The sequence below is a fragment of the Pseudomonas sp. VE 267-6A genome, from assembly GCF_024126555.1.
GTDB classification, from domain to species: domain Bacteria; phylum Pseudomonadota; class Gammaproteobacteria; order Pseudomonadales; family Pseudomonadaceae; genus Aquipseudomonas; species Aquipseudomonas palmensis.
In genome coordinates, this window is record NZ_JAMYBY010000004.1 from 86,648 (window position 1) to 103,843 (window position 17,196).

A 17,196-nucleotide genomic window follows, 5' to 3' on the forward strand; every position below is an offset into this window, starting at 1 on the left:
CCGCGTCCGCTGCTGTGCGTAGGAGCCGGCCTTGCCGGCGACGCCTTTCATACACACCTTCAGTTTTGTGACCCCAGGCCGATGCATTGGCCACAGACCACGCATCCGCCCCCGCCTGACCGCAATGGAGTCACCCCATGTACCGTTGGTTCGCCCACCATCTGGGCAATTTTAGCGTCACGCTCAAACTCGGCATCGGCTTCGGCACCGTGTTGCTGCTGACCCTGCTGATCGCACTCACCGGCTGGCAGGGGCTCAACGGTGTCACCCAGCGCGGCGACACCCTGGGCGAGATTTCCCGGATTCACCAGATCACCCAGGACCTGCGCATCGCCCGCCAGACCTATGAGCACAAACGCGATGCCGCCAGCGCCGACGCGGTAGAGAACGCCCTGGTAGAGCTGGATCGCCAGCTCAAGAACGTGGAACAGCACATACCGCCCAGCGAAAACGGCGACCGCCTGCAACGCCAGAACGAGGCGGTTACCCAGTACCAGCGCGCCTTCGCCGACCTCAAGCAGGCGGCCCAGGCCCGCGAGGCCAGCCGTGCGACCATGAGCAGCAGCGCGGAAAAGACCGCTGCATCGCTGGATCAGGTAGAGCGCGGGCTGCTGCAAGGCGGCGATATCCAGACCTTCAACAGCGCCGTGCAGGCCAAGGCGCTGATGCTGCAGGCCCGCTTCCACGTGCGTGGCTACATCTTCAGCGGGCAGGCCGAACTGCAGCAGACCGCCCTGCAGGCCATCGACCAGGCCCTGAGCGTCATCCGCAGCCTGCCGGCCAAGGTGCCGGCCGAGCATGCCGATGCCCTGGCCGCCGCCACCCAGGCGCTGGCCACCTACCGCAACGCGGTGGAGCAGTTCAGCCAGTCCCAGGCCGCCAATGACGCGGCCCTGCAGCACATGGCCGAACAGGGCACGCTGCTGATCGACCTGAGCCAGCAGATGAGCCGCAGCCTCACCCAGCTGCGCGACGACGAATCGCAGCACGCCCAGTCGATGCTGGCCCTGGCCACGGCGCTGGCGCTGTTCTTCGGCATCCTCGCCTCGTGGGCCATCACCCGCCAGATCGTCGTGCCCCTGCGCCACACCCTCGGCGCCGTGGACCGCATCGCCAGCGGCGACCTGCGCCACGACCTGCGCGTGGAGCGCAGCGACGAACTCGGCCAGTTGCAGCACAGCATGCAGCGCATGACCGTGAACCTGCGCCAGCTGATCGGCGGTATCGGCGATGGTGTCACCCAGATCGCCAGCGCCGCCGAGCAGCTCTCGGCCGTCACCGAGCAGACCAGCGCCGGGGTCAACAATCAAAAGGTCGAGACCGACCAGGTGGCCACGGCCATGAACGAGATGGCCGCCACCGTGCAGGAAGTGGCGCGCAACGCCGAAGAGGCCTCGGAGGCGGCGCAGATGGCCGACCAGCAGGCCCGCGAAGGCGACCGCGTGGTGGGCGAGGCCATCGACCAGATCGAGCGCCTGGCCGCCGAGGTGGAACACTCCAGCGAAGCCATGGGTCAGCTCAAGGCCGAAAGCGCCAAGATCGGCAGCGTGCTCGACGTGATCAAGTCGGTGGCCCAGCAGACCAACCTGCTGGCCCTCAACGCCGCCATCGAGGCCGCTCGTGCCGGTGAGGCCGGGCGCGGTTTCGCGGTGGTTGCCGATGAAGTGCGCAGCCTGGCCCAGCGCACACAGCAATCGACCGAAGAGATCGAGGAGCTGATCGCCGGCCTGCAGAACGGCACCCAGCAGGTCGCCACGGTGATGGACAACAGCCGCAGCCTGACCGGCAGCAGCGTCGAGCTGACCCGCCGCGCCGGCACCTCGCTGGAAACCATTACCCGCACCGTGTCCTCGATCCAGGCCATGAACCAGCAGATCGCCGCCGCTGCCGAGCAGCAGAGCGCAGTGGCCGAAGAGATCAACCGCAGCGTGATGACGGTGCGCGATGTGTCCGACCAGACCAGCGCCGCCAGCGAAGAGACCGCCGCCTCCAGCGTCGAGCTGGCGCGCCTGGGCACCCACCTGCAGACCCTGGTCGCCCGCTTCAGCCTGTAACCCCCCGCCCTGCCGGCAGCGGCGTTGATCGCTGCCGGTGTCCGGCCCCCTGTGGCCGTCGAGCAAATAGCGAAAAGTCCTACAGCGTTTGCAGGTCCAGACCTTGGCGCTCCAGCCGATGCGTTCGCATTGGCGCACCCACGGGTGCGTCTGAACCTCGTACCTGGAGAGCCACCATGCTTGTGACGATGAATCGGATGCTGGGCAACCTGAGCATTCAACTGAAACTGGCCCTGGGCTTTGCCCTGGTTCTGTTGCTGACGCTGGGCATCGCCCTGATCGGCTGGACCACCCTGGAAGACCTTGCCGACCGCAGTGACAAGCTCACCGACATCGGGGCGGTGAACAAGGAGATCCAGGATGTGCGCAACCAGCGGCTGGTCTACGAGCGCAACCTTGAGCCTGCCGTCGGCCAGCAGATGGACAAGGAGCTGGACGACGTGGCCGAGCGCCTGGCCTACCTGCAGCGGCGCCTCAACGTGCCGGCCAACCTTGCCCGGGTACAACGCCAGGAAAACACCCTCGACCAGTACCGGCGCACCTTCGCCGAGCTGCAGACCACGGTGCAGGCGCGCCAGCAGGCACGCGACGCCCTGGGCAGCAGCGCCGAACGCGCGGTGGTGCTGCTGGCGCCAGTCGGGCAGGCCCTGCGCGAGCGTGCCGACTTCAGCGCCTACGCCAGCCTGATGACGGTGGACCAGCAGATCCAGCAGGCCCGCTTTCACCTGCGCGGCTACACCTACAGCGGCCGCGCCGAATTCGAGGCACCGGCACTGGCCGCCATCGACCAGGCGGCCAGCCAGCTTGACGCACTGCCCGACAGGCTACCGAGCACCTATCGCGACACCTTGCGTGCCGCCGCGGGGGCACTGGCCGACTACCGCGCTGCCGTGCTCGACTTCAGCGCGGCGCGCAGCGCCAGCGACTCGGCCCTGCAGCACCTGGCACAGCTGGGCGACAGCCTGCTGGCGGTGAGCGACGAGCTGACCCAGTCGCAGACCGAGCTGGTCGACCAGCAGGCCCTGCAGGCACGCTACAACCTGGGCCTGGCGATCGCCGTTGCGCTGCTGCTGGGCATCGCGGCCGCGTGGGTGATCACCCGCCAGATCACCACGCCCCTGCAGCAGACCCTGCGCCTGGTCGAACGGGTGGCCGGCGGCGACCTGAGCCAGACCCTGGTGGCCGAGCGACGCGACGAGCTGGGCGAGCTGCAGCGTGCGATGCAGCGCATGACCGTGAGCCTGCGCGAGCTGGTCGGTGGCATCGGCGAGGGCGTGACCCAGATCGCCAGCGCCGCCGAGCAGCTCTCGGCCGTGACCGAGCAGACCAGCAGCGGGGTCAGCACGCAGAAGGTCGAAACCGACCAGGTGGCCACTGCCATGCATGAAATGGCCGCTACCGTGCAGGATGTGGCGCGCAATGCCGAGCAGGCCAGCGAGGCCGCCACCCTGGCCGACCAGCAGGCCGGCGAAGGCGATCGGGTGGTCAGCGAGGCCATCGACGAGATCGAGCGCCTGGCGGCGGCGGTCGACCACTCCGGCGAAGCCATGGCCCAGCTCAAGGCCGAAAGCGACAAGATCGGCAGCGTGCTCGACGTGATCAAGTCGGTAGCCCAGCAGACCAACCTGCTGGCGCTCAACGCGGCCATCGAGGCCGCCCGCGCCGGCGAGGCCGGGCGCGGCTTCGCCGTGGTCGCCGACGAGGTACGCGGCCTGGCCCGACGCACCCAGCAATCCACCGAAGAGATCGAAGGCCTGATCGCCGGCCTGCACCGCGGCACCTCCGAGGTCGCCGGGATTCTGGACAACAGCCGCGAGCTGACCCTGAGCAGCGTCGAGCTGACCCGACGCGCCGGCACCTCGCTGGCCACCATCAGCACCACGGTGTCGTCGATCCAGGCGATGAACCAGCAGATTGCGGCCGCGGCGGAACAGCAAAGTGCAGTGGCCGAGGAAATCAACCGCAGCGTGATCAACGTGCGCGACGTGTCCGACCAGACCAGCGCCGCCAGCGAAGAGACCGCGGCCTCCAGCATCGAGCTGGCACGCCTGGGGGTTCAATTGCAGGCGCTGGTCGGGCGCTTCCAGCTCTAGGTGGAATTTTCCGCCTGCAAGATGGGAATTTTCCTACAGCATTTGCAGGTCCAGCTTGGCCTCCAGTGGCCGATGAGCACAGGTAGCTGCGCCCGACCCTATCCAGGCGCTACATCTCTCATTTCACTGGAGAACCGTCATGTTCGCACCTTTGTACCGGATGCTTGGCAACCTGAGCGTCAGGCTCAAGCTGGCCCTGGGATTTGCCAGCGTCCTGCTGCTGACGCTGGCGACCACCCTGGGCGGCTGGCATGCACTGAACGAATCCATCGACAGCTCGCAGCGCCTCACCCAGATTGCCGCGATCAACGACCTGAGCAAGGACCTGCGTGCCGAGCGTATCACCTACCGGGTGCTGGCGGACGACGAGAGCAGGCGCAGGATCAGCGCGACCCTGACCGAACTGGAGCGCCTGCTGCAGAGCATGCTGGGGCAGTTCGACGATGCGGCCGACCGCCAGGTGATCACGGCCAATCAGCAGGTGGTCGGCCAGTTCGTGCGCGACTTCGACACCTTGCAGCAGGCCGTCGGCACGCGCCATACGCACGAAACCGCCCTGCGTGAACAGGAGCAGCGCCTGCTCGACGGCATCGACACGCTGGAGCAGAAGACCCTGCTGGGCGAGCGCCAGGGCAGCGAACGGCAGGCCTCGGAGCAGCGCCTGTTCGCAACGCTTGCACGACACATCGAGACCGCCGGCCAGCAAAGCCGCGCCCCGGCCTATACCTTCAGCCCGCTGAGTGCCTTCGAGCAGGTGGGTGCCAGCGCGCTCGGCGCCGCCCAGGCCAGCCTGGCCGATCTGAGGCGCAACCTGCCGCCCAGCGACCTGCAGGCCACTACCGCCGCGCTCGCCAGCTATGTGCAGTTGCTGGACCGCTACCGCCAGGCCGCCATTGCGGTAGAGCAGCTTCAGGGCGGGCTGGAGACCATGGGCAACCAGCTGCGCGATGCCAGTCGCGTACTGACCCGACACCAGATCCAGCTGCGCGACGAAGAAGCCCTCGAGGCACGCAGCATGCTCAGCGTCATCGCCTTGCTGGCGCTGGTACTCGGCAGCCTGGCCGCGTGGCTGATCACGCGCCAGATCACCGAACCGCTCAGACGCACCCTGCAAGCGGCGCAATGCATCGCCAAGGGCGACCTGCGCAGCGACCTGCGGGTATCACGCCAGGATGAGCTGGGGCAGTTGCAGAACAGCATGCAGCAGATGGCCCTGAGCCTGCGCGAGCTGATCGGTGGCATCGGCCAGGGCACCGGCCAGTTGACCGCTGCGGTGGGCGAGCTGTCGAGTGTCGCCGAGCGCACCCAACTGATGACCGGCAACCAGAAGGACGAGACCGACCAGGTGGCCACCGCGATGAACGAGATGGCCGCCACGGTACTGGAGGTGGCGCGCAACGCCGAATTCGCCTCGGCGGCAGCCACTGCCGCAGACAGCCAGGCGCGCGAAGGCAACCAGGTGGTCAACGACGCCATCGGGCAGATCGAGCAATTGGCCAGGCAGGTGGAGGAGTCGATCCTGGCCATGCAGCAGCTGGCCCAGGAGAGCGAGCGTATCGGCAGCATCCTGGATGTGATCAAGTCGGTTTCGTCGCAGACCAACCTGCTGGCGCTCAATGCCGCCATCGAGGCTGCGCGGGCGGGCGAGGCCGGGCGTGGTTTTGCGGTGGTGGCCGATGAAGTGCGCGGCCTGGCCCAGCGTACCCAGCAGTCCACCGAGGAGATCGAGGAGCTGATCGGCAACCTGCACAGTGGTACGGCGCAGGTGGTGCACCTGCTCGACAGCAGCCGCGACCTGAGCCGCGACAGCGTCGAACTGAGCCGGCGGGCGGGCGCGGCGCTGGGGCAGATCACCGAGACAGTGTCGAGCATCCAGGGCATGAACCAGCAGATCGCCACGGCCAGTGAAGAGCAGAGCTCGGTGGCCGAGGAGATCAACCGCAATGTGATGACGGTGAGGGATATTGCCGATCAGACGACCACGGCGAGCCAGCAGACTGCGGCGTCGAGCGTGGAGCTGGCGCGGCTGGGGGGGCAGTTGCAGACGTTGGTCGGGCGGTTCAGCCTGTAACGGCCTCTTCGCCAGCACGGCTGGTTCCTGCAGGTACGGCGAAACCCTGCAGGAGCCAGCCTTGCTGGCGAAGGCCACGCTGCGGTTACAGCACCTGGCGCAGGAACGCCTGGGCTCGTGGGTCCTTCGGCGCAGTGAAGAACGCCTCCGGTGGCGAATCTTCCAGCAACTTGCCATGGTCGAAGAACAGCACGCGGTCCGCCACTTCCCGGGCAAAGCCCATTTCGTGGGTCACACAGACCATGGTCATGCCTTCCAGGGCCAGGGTCTTCATCACGTCCAGCACCTCGCCAACCATCTCCGGGTCCAGCGCCGAGGTCGGCTCGTCGAACAGCATCACCTTCGGCTCCATCGCCAGCGCACGGGCAATCGCCACGCGCTGCTGCTGGCCACCAGACAGGCGCGAGGGAAACTCGTTGGCCTTCTGCGCAATGCCCACCTTCTCCAGCAACGCACGCGCCTTGGCCTCACGCTCGGCCTTGCCACGCTTGCGCACCACCTTCTGCGCCAGGCACAGGTTCTCCAGCACGGTCATGTGCGGGAACAGGTTGAAGTGCTGGAACACCATGCCGACTTCACGCCGGTAGGCATTCACGTCGGTCTTCGGGTCGGCCAGTTGCAGGCCGTCGATGGCCACGGTGCCCTCGTCGAAGGTTTCCAGGCCGTTGAGGCAGCGCAGGAAGGTCGACTTGCCCGAGCCCGACGGGCCCAGCACCACCAGCACTTCGCCCTTGGCCACGTCGGTACTGACGTGATCCACCGCACGCACCACCTGCCCACGGGTGTCGAAGACTTTTACCAGGTCACGGACTTCAATCACTTTGCGCAAGCCTCCGCTCGAGCCGGCTGGCGAAATGCGACAGCGGCAGGTTGATCAGCAGGTACAGCCCGGCGACGCAGAACCAGATCTCGAACGTGGAGAACGAGGTGGTGATCGCCTCGCGGCCACTCTTGGTCAGTTCGGTGATGGCGATCACCGACACCAGCGAGGTGTCCTTGACCAGGCTGATGAACTGCCCGGCCAGCGGCGGCAGCACGCGCTTGAACGCCTGCGGCAATACCACGTGGCGCATCGACTGGCCGGCGCTCAGGCCCAGCGAACGGGCCGCCTCGCCCTGGCCGCGGGCAATCGACTGCACCCCGGCGCGCACGATCTCGGCGACATAGGCGCCGGTGAACAGCGCCAGTGCCGCCACCCCGGCAAACTCGCGGGACAGGTTGAGCACGGTGCCGATGAAGAAGTAGAAGATGAAGATCTGCACCAGCAGCGGCGTGCCGCGCACCAGCTCCACATACACCGTCGACAGGTCGCGCAGGGTCGGGTTGCTGGACAACCGGCACAGGCCGGCGAACAGGCCGATCACCAACCCCAGCACCCCCGCCGCCACCGAGATCCACAAGGTGGTGAACAGGCCCCAGGCCAGCGGCCCGGCGGCCCACTGGTGAGTCACGCCGATCAGGTCGCCCTCGGCCACGTCGTCGCCACGGTCCATCTGCAGGCTGGCCTGCTCGACGTTCAGCACCTGTTCGGCGCCGCTCTCGTCACGCAAGGTGACGCGGGCCATGTCGCCCTTGCGCTCGATCGCCTCGATCACGCCGTTTTCGGCGGCGCGCTGGGCAACTTCGGCCTGATAGGCAAAGTACTGCGGCACACGGTTCCAGCGCCACTCGTAGGAGATCACCGAGGTTGCGTAATACAGGCTCAGCGCCAGGCCGATCAGGACCAGCGCCGTCAGCCCATGCCAGGGCCACTGGGCTTTCTTGTGTTTGATCACGGGGGTACTTCCGTAAAAGCGAACGCGCAGGGCCAGCCTGCGCGTCGGGTTTCGAACCGGGCGTGGGGCCGCGGCCTTATTCCATGTCCTTCAGCCAGGCGGTGTCCTTGAACCACTTGTCGTGGATTCGATCGTAGGTGCCGTCGTGCTTGATCTGGTGCAGGAAGTTGTTGATGAAGTTCAGGCTGTCGTAGTCGCCCTTCTTCAGGCCGAAGGCCAGCGGTTCGAAGGTGAACGGCTCGTCGAGGAACAGCAGCTTGCCGGCGCCGGCCTTGTTCACTGCCACCACGTTGTACGGGGCGTCGTAGACGAAGGCGTCGGCCTTGCCGTTGACCACGTCCATCACCGCTTCCTGCTCGTTGTCGTAGCCGTGGTACTTGGCCTTGCCGATCAGCTTCTTGGCGACCATTTCACCGGTGGTGCCAAGCTTGGAGGTCAGGCGGTACTTCTCGTTGTTCAGGTCCTTGTAGGTCTTGATCTCGCCGGCCAGCTCCTTGCGGATCAGCAGGGTCTGACCGACCACGATGAAGGGTTCGCTGAAGTTGAGCTTGAGGTTGCGCTCCTGGGTCAGGGTCATGCCGCTGCCGATCATGTCGAACTTGTCGGTCATCAGGGCCGGGATGATGCCGTCGTAGGCGGTGGAGACGGTTTCCAGCTTGACGCCCATGGACTTGGCCATGGCCTTGAGGATATCGACTTCGAAGCCGATGATCTCGCCACGCTTGTTGGTCATCTGGAACGGCATGTAGGTAGGGTCCATGCCTACGCGCAAGGTGCCGCGCTTGACCGCGTCATCGATGGCGCCGGCTGCCTGTGCAGCGTTCACCGTCATCAGTGCCGCGACGCCGATCATCAGCATCGACAGATACTTTTTCATCATCACCAGATCCCCCAGCAGGAAAACTTCGAGTTTTATTATCGGGGGGGATGCTAACGCATGGGGGGCGTTGTTGGTATCAGAAAAAGGAGTGAAACATCGCCGGCAAAGCCGGCTCCTACAACGGCACGGATGACCTGTAGGAGCCAGCGTTGCTGACGAAGGGGCCCGCAGATCAGGCCCCGGCGAGTGCTGCCTGCCCCTCGTGCTGCGGGTGCAGCGGCAACAGCGGCGAGTGCGGGTCGTTGGCAATCGACTCACGCCACACATCCAGCCAGGCGCGGTTGTCTTCGGCCCACACGCGGCTGTGCAGCCGTGCCAGGGCGACCGGGTCGCTGAGCAGCGCCAGGCGCGTGGCGCCATCCAGCGCGGCCGGGCCGACTTCCAGGGCCTTGGCGATGCGCTCGGCGCGGTTGCGCTCGACCACCTCCGCCACGCCATGGCGCGCGGTCGCCAGGGCACAGGCCAGGGCGTTCTGTTGCGGGTCGACCACGGCCCGCACAAACCCGTCCTTCAGCGCATGCCAGCGGTTTTCGTGGGTGTACTGGTCGGTGGCCAGCAGCTCCTGCGGCGTGGCGTATTCCTCAGGGATCAGGAACAGCTTCTCGTCCTTGGCGCGCAGGCCCAGGTTGGTGCGGCTGGAAATCACCGACACCGGGATCGACAGCATCAGCGAGCCCACGATCGGCACCAGCCACCACAGGAAGCTCGGGTTCAGCCACGCCACCAGCAGCGCCCAGGCCACGCCCAGCAGGGTCTGCGGGCCATGCCGGCGCACCGCTTCGCTCCACGGGGTGGAGTCGTCGTCACGCTGTGGCGAGTTCCAGGTCGCGGCCCAGCCCAGGAACGCGGCCAGCACGAAGCGGGTGTGGAAGATCATGCGTACCGGCGCCAGCAGCATGGAGAACAGCATCTCCAGCAGCATCGACAGGGTGACCTTGATGCGCCCGCCGAACTCCTTGGCGCCCTTGGCCCAGATCAGGATGATGCTCAGCAGCTTGGGCAGGAACAGCAGCACGATGGTGGTGGAGAACAGCGCGATGGCTTTTTCCGGGTGCCACTGCGGCCACAGCGGGTAGAGCTGACGCGGTTCGAGGAAGTACTGCGGCTCCATCAGGGTGTTGGTCGCCAGCAGCGCGGTCGACAGCACCAGGAAGAAGAACCACAGCGGCGCCGACAGGTACGACATCACCCCGGTGAGGAACACCGCACGGTGCACCGGGTGCATGCCCTTGACCAGGAACAGGCGGAAGTTCATCAGGTTGCCGTGGCACCAGCGCCGATCGCGCTTGAGCTCGTCGAGCAGGTTGGGCGGCAACTCTTCATAGCTGCCCGGCAGGTCATAGGCGATCCACACGCCCCAGCCGGCACGGCGCATCAGTGCGGCTTCGACGAAGTCGTGGGACAGGATCGCACCAGCGAAGGCGCCCTTGCCCGGCAACGGCGCCAGGGCGCAGTGCTCGATGAAGGGTTTCATGCGGATGATCGCGTTGTGGCCCCAGTAGTGCGATTCGCCCAGCTGCCAGAAGTGCAGGCCGGCGGTGAACAGCGGGCCGTACACCCGGGTGGCGAACTGCTGCATGCGCGCATACAGGGTATCCATGCCCGACGCCTTGGGCGCGGTCTGGATGATCCCGGCGTCGGGGTTGGCTTCCATCAGCCGCACCAGGCTGGTGAGGCATTCGCCGCTCATCACGCTGTCGGCGTCGAGTACCACCATGTAGCGGTAGTCCGCGCCCCAGCGACGGCAGAAGTCGTCGAGGTTGCCGCTCTTGCGTTTGACCCGGCGACGACGGCGACGGTAGAAGATGCGCCCGAAGCCCTTGGCCTCACGGCATACGTCCAGCCAGGCCTGCTGTTCGGCCACGGCGATGTCGGTGTCGTTGGTGTCGCTGAGCACGAAGAAGTCGAAGCGGTCCAGGTTGCCCGTGGCCGCCACCGACTCGAAGGTCGCACGTAGGCCGGCGAACACCCGGGCCACGTCTTCGTTGCAGATCGGCATCACCAGTGCGGTGCGCGCCCCGGCCTCGATCGGCTCGTTGCCGGCGCTGCTGCCCGAAATCCGGTACTTGTCACGCCCGGTGAGCAGTTCCAGAAAGCCCATCAGCGCGGTCCAGAAACCGGCCGACACCCAGCAGAACAGAATGCCGAACAGGATCAGGATGCTGGTCTGCAGCGCATACGGCCACACCTGGGTGACGGTCTGCATGAACGACTGGTGCATGATTTCGTCGAGGTCGACGAACGACCAGCCCTGGTACGGCAGGATGCCCTTCATGTACCAGCCGGCGACCACGGTCTGGCCGAGCATCAACGCCAGCAGGATGTAGCGGCGCATCGAACCCACCCAGCGCCAGCGCGCCTTGGGCAGCTCGCGCTGTTCAGGCGCCGGCGCGTTGGTACGTCCGGTGACCCGGCGCCAGGCGCGCACCAGGATGTTGGTGCGCCATGGCTCGGGGATCACCCGGGTGCGGTGGATCGGCGGGGTGGCCTTCAGGCACACCCGGCCACTGGCGTCGAGGGCGAGCATCTCGGCCTCTTCCAGTTCCGCGGCGCTGTCCAGGGTCAGGCGGCTGCCCACCGAGCCCTGTACCGAACCGTTTTCACCCACCGGCGGCTGCGCCGACAGGCGTCGGTGCAGCTCGCTGAACGAATTGCAGCTGGCCAGTTCGGCGCGCTGCTCGTCGCTCAGGGGCAGATGGGCCAGGTACTCGCCAAGCGATTCCGGCCTTTGTGAAGAGTTACTCATCGGCAGGCAACTGATAGCTCCAGGTCTCGGTCAACACCTGTTCGGTGGTGGCCGGTGTCCCGGTGGTGGTCGCCGCATCGGCGGCTGGCGGCTGGGCAGGTTTTTCCTGCTTGGCGTGCTTGGCAGCGGCCTTGTCCTGCTTGGCAGGCTTGGCCGGCTTGGGCTGTTCGACCGGCACGTCGCGCAGCAGCGCGGCGCGCATTTCGGTGGCCTTGCTCGGGTCTTTGACCTTCAGGCGCAGGGTCAGGCGCCAGCCCTTGATCTCGGGGTTGTAGCGCAGGTTGTTCTCGACCACTTCGGCGTTGTCGTCGGTGGTCACCTGGCTGCGCACGTTGGCATCTTCCGGCAGGGCGGCCAGCACCGGGCCCTCGAAGTCGACCAGGAAGGCGATGCTGCCATCGGGCTGGCGGATCAGGTTGGACTGCTTGACGTCACCGGTGGAGCGCAGGGTCTGCTTGACCCAGCCCAGGTTCGGCGAGTGGAACTCGGACTCGTCGATGGTCCAGTGCAGGCGGTAGTTGAATTCGGATGCCACACCGGGCTCAGGCAGTTTTTCCGGGCTCCAGAAGGCCACGATGTTGTCGTTGGTCTCGTCGGCGGTCGGGATCTCGACCAGGTCGACGGTGCCCTTGCCCCAGTCGCCGCTCGGCTCGATCCAGGCGCTCGGGCGCTTCTGGTAGTTGTCGTCGAGGTCTTCGAACTGGCTGAACTCGCGCTGGCGCTGCAGCAGGCCGAACCCACGCGGGTTCTCGACGCTGAAGTTGCTCACGGCCAGGTGCTTGGGGTTGTTGAGCGGGCGCCACAGCCATTCGCCGTTGGCCGCATGGATCGACAGGCCTTCGGAGTCGTGCAGCGCAGGGCGGTAGTTGGGCACCTTGGACGGCTGGTTGCCGCCGAACAGGAACATGCTGGTCAGCGGGGCGATGCCCAGGCGGCTGACGTGGTCACGCAGGTACACCCTGGACTTGACGTCGACGATGGTGTCGGTGCCCGGGCGCAGGGTCAGCTTGTAGGCGCCGGTGGAGCGCGGCGAATCGAGCAGCGCGTAGATCACCAGGTGCTTGTCGGTCGGCTTGGGCTTCTCGACCCAGAACTCGGTGAAGCGCGGGAACTCCTCGCCCGACGGCAGCGCGGTGTCGATGGCCAGGCCACGGGCCGACAGGCCATACACATGGCCCTTGCCGACCACGCGGAAATAGCTGGCGCCAAGCAGGGTCATGATTTCATCCTGCTTGTCGGCTTTGTTGATCGGGTACAGCACGCGAAAGCCGGCGTAGCCGAGCTTGTCGGTGGCCTTGGGGTCGAACTGCACGTCGCCGAAGTCGAAGCGGCTCGGGTCGTACTTGATCTCCTGCACCTTGTTGGCGGTGACTTCGTTGATGCGTACCGGCGTGTCGAAGTGCATGCCCTGGTGGTAGAACGACAGCTTGAACGGGGTCTTGTCCTGGGCCCACTCGGCCTTGTCCTGCAGGAAGCGGATCTTCTGGTAGTCGCCGTACTTCATGTCACGGAACACGGCCGGCAGGTTGCTCTTGGGTGCTTCGTACTTCTGCCCGGCCAGGTCTTTGGCCTTGGCTGCCACGTCGTCGAGGTTGAACGCCCAGAGCTGGCCCGCGCTGAGCAGGCAGACCAGTGCAGAGGCTGCCACGAAGGCCTTGCGCAGCCGATTGGCGGAAGTTCTTGGTGCATTACAGGGACTTACAATCACGAGCAACCCTCGCCGAAAACAGATCAAAGAACCAACGGCCAGCGACGTATGCCGGGTTGGCGAGCACTGTTCGGACTCCGAAAGGGCACAATGATTCCCCAAACGGTTCCGGACGATGCTCAAGTCAGAGTAAAACGGGCCTGCGAACGCAGGCCCACATTTCGCGCGATTATCCAGCAGGCCGCGTTACAACGCATCAGGGCCAAGCAACTATTTATGCTGAAAAGCCGCTGTTTTCATGCAAGCAGCGGCCTTTTCACCTTCATATTTGTAGCATAAATGTCACAGGGCCATCATTGACCAGGTGAACCTGCATGTCCGCACCGAAACGCCCGCTCGCCACCGTGGGGTGCTTGAGCCTCGCCTGGGCCAGCAGATAGTCGAACAGTTCGGCACCGAGTGCCGGTGGCGCGGCGGTGGAAAAGCTCGGGCGCAGGCCGCTCTGGGTGTCGGCAGCCAGGGTGAACTGCGATACCAGCAGCAGGCCGCCGTCGATGTCCTTGAGCGACAGGTTCATCTTGCCCTGGGGGTCGCTGAACACCCGGTAGTTGAGCAGCTTGTGCAGCAGCTTGTCGGCGTGGGCCGGGGTGTCGCCGGGCTCGACGGCGACCAGCACCAGCAGGCCTTGGTCGATGGACCCGACGATCTCGCCGTCGACCTCTACCCGCGCGCCACGCGCGCGTTGCAGCAGGCCCTTCACGCTTCTTCCAGCGGCAGGTCGAGCAGGCGCCGGGCCATCTGGTCGGCGGCGCGCACCAATGCATCGGTGATGCCGGGCTCGGAGGCGGCGTGGCCGGCGTCGCGAATCACTTTCAGCTCGCTGTTGGGCCAGGCCTGGTGCAGCGCCCAGGCGTTGTCCAGCGGGCAGATCACGTCATAGCGACCGTGCACGATCACCGCCGGCAGGTGGGCGATACGCGGCATGTCGCGGATCAGCTGGTCGGGCTCCAGGAACGCGTTGTTCATGAAGTAGTGGCATTCGATGCGGGCAATCGACAGGGCGCGTTGCGGCTCGGAGAAGCGGTCGACCACCAGCGGGTTGGGACGCAGCGTCGCGGTGCGGCCCTCCCAGGTGGACCAGGCCTTGGCCGCGTGCATCTGGGCGATCTGGTCGTTGCCGGTAAGGCGCTTGTGAAAGGCCTTGACCAGGTCGTCGCGCTCGTCGGCGGGGATCGGCGCGATGTAATCCTGCCAGTAGTCGGGGAACAGTCGGCTGGCACCCGCCTGGTAGAACCATTCGATTTCCTGCGGGCGGCACAGGAAGATGCCGCGCAGGATCAGCCCGTGCACGCGCTCGGGGTGGGTCTGGGCGTAGGCCAGGGCCAGGGTCGACCCCCAGGAACCGCCGAACAGCACCCATTTTTCGATGTTCAGGTGCTCGCGGATACGCTCGATGTCTTCGATCAGGGCCTGGGTGGTGTTGTTCTCCAGGCTCGCGTGCGGGGTGGAGCGACCGCAGCCGCGCTGGTCGAAGGTGACGATGCGGTACAGGTTGGGGTCGAAATAGCAGCGGCTTTGCGCATCGCAGCCGGCGCCCGGGCCGCCATGAATGAACAGCACGGGCAGACCTTCCGGGGAACCGCTTTCATCGACGTACAGTACATGCGGTGCTTCCACGGCCAGATCGTGCCGGGCGTAGGGTTTGATCTGCGGGTACAAGGTCTGCATTACGCACTCCGTGTGGGGAAATAGGCTGCCGTTGGGCATCATAAACCCGAAATGCGCTTTGAGCATGTACCTGTGTTCGGCTTTCGGGCCCCTTCGCCGGCAAGGCCGGCTCCTACCGGTTCGCAACCGTCTGCAGGAGCCGGCCTTGCCGGCGAAGGCAGCGCCGCGGTCCTATGCCGGGTAACGCTCGCGCCCCCACCCCAGCATCGCCACCAGCATCTGCTCCAGCACCCGCTGGGTCGGCTGCGCCAGATCGTCGCGGTAGGTGAACGGCGCCACCTCCTCCATGTAGTTGCACTGCGCCAGTTCCATCTGCACCGCATGCACGTTGTTGGCCGGGGCGCCATAGTGACGGGTGATGTGCCCGCCCTTGAAGCGCCCGTTGAGCACATGGCTGTAGCCCTGCGCGCCGGCCGCCACCGCCCTGACCCGCTCGGCCAGTGCCGCGTCGCAGCTCGCGCCATTGAAGGTGCCGATGTTGAAGTCCGGCAACGTGCCGTCGAACAGATGAGGGATCACCGGGCGGATCGAGTGCGCATCCCATAGCAACGCATAGCCGAACTGCTCGCGCAGGCGCGCCAGCTCGCCGGTGAGGGTGTCGTGATACGGCCGCCAGATGGCCTCCAGGTAGCCCGCCCGCTCGGCCGCACTCGGCTCCAGCCCCGCCTTGAACAGCGGCTGCCCTTCGAACAGCGTGGCCGGAAACAGCCCGGTGGTGGCGCCGGCATACAGCGGCTGGTCATCCTCGGGCCGGTTCAGGTCGATGACGAAGCGCGAATACTCGCCCACCACCACGCTGGCGCCCAGCTCACGGGCAAAGGCGTAAAGGCGCGGAATGTGCCAGTCGGTGTCCGGCAGGCCCCTGGCCTCGTCCACCAGCCCGGCCTCGACCGCCGGGGTCAGCCTGAGCCCGGCATGGGGAATGCTGACCAGCAGCGGCAGCGTACCCTGGTGAAAACTCACGACCTTGTCCATGCAGCCTCCCCTTTATCGGTCAGTTCAACGCCGTGGCGCACCACCCGCTTGTGCAGGTCGCCGCCCAGCCAGTAGGCCAGGTCTGCCGGCCGTTCGATGTCCCAGGCCACGAAGTCGGCCACCTTGCCGACCTCCAGCGAGCCATGGCTGTCGCCCAGCCCCAACGCCGTGGCGGCATGCACGGTGACACCGGCCAGGGCTTCTTCGGGCGTCATGCGAAACAGGGTGCAGGCCATGTTCAGCATCAGGCGCAGCGACAAGGCCGGCGAGGTGCCGGGGTTGAGGTCGCTGGCAATCGCGATCTTCACGCCGTGCCTGCGCAGCGCGTCCATCGGCGGCAGCTGGGTTTCGCGCAAGAAGTAGAACGCCCCCGGCAGCAGCACCGCCACCGTACCGGCCTGGGCCATGGCGATGGCATCGGCCTCGTCCATGAACTCCAGGTGATCGGCCGACAGTGCCTGGTAGCGCGCCGCCAGGCTCGAACCGTGCAGCGACGACAGCTGCTCGGCATGCAGCTTGACCGGCAGGCCCAGCTCGCGGGCCTTGAGAAACACCCGCTCGACCTGCGCCGGCGAAAACGCCAGGTATTCGCAGAACGCATCCACCGCGTCCACCAGCCCTTCGCCAGCCAGCGCCGGAAGCATCTGCTCGCAGATGTGAGTGATGTAGTCGTCGGCGCGCTCGGCGTACTCGGGCGGCAAGGCATGCGCCGCCAGGCAGGTGCTGCGCACGGTCAGCGGCAGCGTTTCGCCGAGCCGGCGCGCCACCTTGAGCATCTTGCGCTCGTTGTCCAGGTCCAGGCCGTAGCCGGACTTGATCTCTAGGGTGGTCACACCATCACGCATCAGGGCCTGCACCCGGCGCAGGGCGCTGGCATACAGCTCGTCTTCGCTGGCGGCGCGGGTGGCGCGCACGGTGCTGGCGATGCCACCCCCCTGGGCGGCGATCTCGGCGTAGCTCACGCCCTGCAGGCGCTGTTCGAACTCGCCGCTGCGGTTGCCGCCGAACACCGCGTGGGTGTGGCAGTCGATCAGCCCGGGAGTGACCCAGGCGCCGCCCAGGTCGACCGTGCTGTCAGGCACAGGGCCTGCCAGCGCCTGGCGCGGGCCGATCCATTCGATGCGCCCGGCGCAGGTGACAATGGCCGCGTCCTCGATGATCGAGTAGGCGCCGTGCGCCATGCTTGCCACATGGCAGTGCTGCCAGAGGGTTTTCATGCACAGTCT

General features: G+C 66.3%; 12 protein-coding genes. 3 read left to right on the forward strand and 9 right to left on the reverse strand.

The window, feature by feature from the left end; translation table 11 throughout:
• Positions 1-137: 137 nt before the first annotated feature.
• From NJH59_RS05475 to NJH59_RS05485, 3 genes are all read left to right on the forward strand, one after another.
• A complete protein-coding gene (locus NJH59_RS05475) occupies positions 138-2,054 on the forward strand; it encodes a methyl-accepting chemotaxis protein (protein WP_253086492.1) in 1,917 nt (638 codons plus the stop codon).
• 176 nt (positions 2,055-2,230) lie between these two features.
• Positions 2,231-4,147, forward strand: coding sequence for a methyl-accepting chemotaxis protein (locus NJH59_RS05480; RefSeq protein ID WP_253086493.1), 1,917 nt, complete (start codon positions 2,231-2,233; stop codon positions 4,145-4,147).
• 139 nt (positions 4,148-4,286) lie between these two features.
• The gene (locus NJH59_RS05485; RefSeq protein WP_116052519.1) at positions 4,287-6,218 is read left to right on the forward strand and encodes a methyl-accepting chemotaxis protein; all 1,932 of its coding nucleotides are present in this window, start codon (positions 4,287-4,289) and stop codon (positions 6,216-6,218) included.
• An 85-nt stretch (positions 6,219-6,303) separates the two neighbouring features.
• Here the strand turns inward: NJH59_RS05485 and NJH59_RS05490 are convergent, their stop codons facing one another.
• The 9 genes from NJH59_RS05490 to hutI form a co-directional block, all read right to left on the reverse strand.
• Complete coding sequence (locus NJH59_RS05490; protein ID WP_043862229.1) at positions 6,304-7,038, reverse strand: amino acid ABC transporter ATP-binding protein; 735 nt, start codon at positions 7,036-7,038, stop codon at positions 6,304-6,306.
• Complete coding sequence (locus NJH59_RS05495; protein WP_043862170.1) at positions 7,031-7,993, reverse strand: amino acid ABC transporter permease; 963 nt, start codon at positions 7,991-7,993, stop codon at positions 7,031-7,033. Before NJH59_RS05495 ends, NJH59_RS05490 begins: the two co-directional genes overlap by 8 nt.
• 76 nt (positions 7,994-8,069) lie before the next feature.
• On the reverse strand, positions 8,070-8,870 hold the full coding sequence (locus tag NJH59_RS05500; protein WP_043862230.1) for a transporter substrate-binding domain-containing protein: 801 nt from the start codon (positions 8,868-8,870) through the stop codon (positions 8,070-8,072).
• A gap of 175 nt (positions 8,871-9,045) precedes the next feature.
• Positions 9,046-11,619, reverse strand: coding sequence for a glucans biosynthesis glucosyltransferase MdoH (gene mdoH / locus NJH59_RS05505; protein ID WP_043862171.1), 2,574 nt, complete (start codon positions 11,617-11,619; stop codon positions 9,046-9,048).
• Entirely contained in the window at positions 11,612-13,327 is a 1,716-nt protein-coding gene (locus NJH59_RS05510) for a glucan biosynthesis protein G (RefSeq protein WP_078479895.1), read from the reverse strand. The genes mdoH and NJH59_RS05510 overlap by 8 nt, the downstream gene beginning before the upstream one ends.
• Before the next feature lie 262 nt (positions 13,328-13,589).
• Positions 13,590-14,027 carry a D-aminoacyl-tRNA deacylase gene (gene dtd, locus NJH59_RS05515; RefSeq protein ID WP_088514678.1) on the reverse strand — a complete coding sequence of 146 codons (438 nt, stop codon included), beginning with the start codon at positions 14,025-14,027 and terminating at the stop codon, positions 13,590-13,592.
• Positions 14,024-14,995 carry a prolyl aminopeptidase gene (gene pip, locus NJH59_RS05520; RefSeq protein ID WP_058541644.1) on the reverse strand — a complete coding sequence of 324 codons (972 nt, stop codon included), beginning with the start codon at positions 14,993-14,995 and terminating at the stop codon, positions 14,024-14,026. Before pip ends, dtd begins: the two co-directional genes overlap by 4 nt.
• 171 nt (positions 14,996-15,166) lie before the next feature.
• Positions 15,167-15,970, reverse strand: a complete 804-nt coding sequence (gene hutG, locus NJH59_RS05525; RefSeq protein WP_253086494.1) for an N-formylglutamate deformylase — start codon at positions 15,968-15,970, stop codon at positions 15,167-15,169.
• Positions 15,955-17,187, reverse strand: a complete 1,233-nt coding sequence (gene hutI, locus NJH59_RS05530; RefSeq protein WP_058541645.1) for an imidazolonepropionase — start codon at positions 17,185-17,187, stop codon at positions 15,955-15,957. Before hutI ends, hutG begins: the two co-directional genes overlap by 16 nt.
• Between the last annotated feature and the right edge of the window lie 9 nt (positions 17,188-17,196).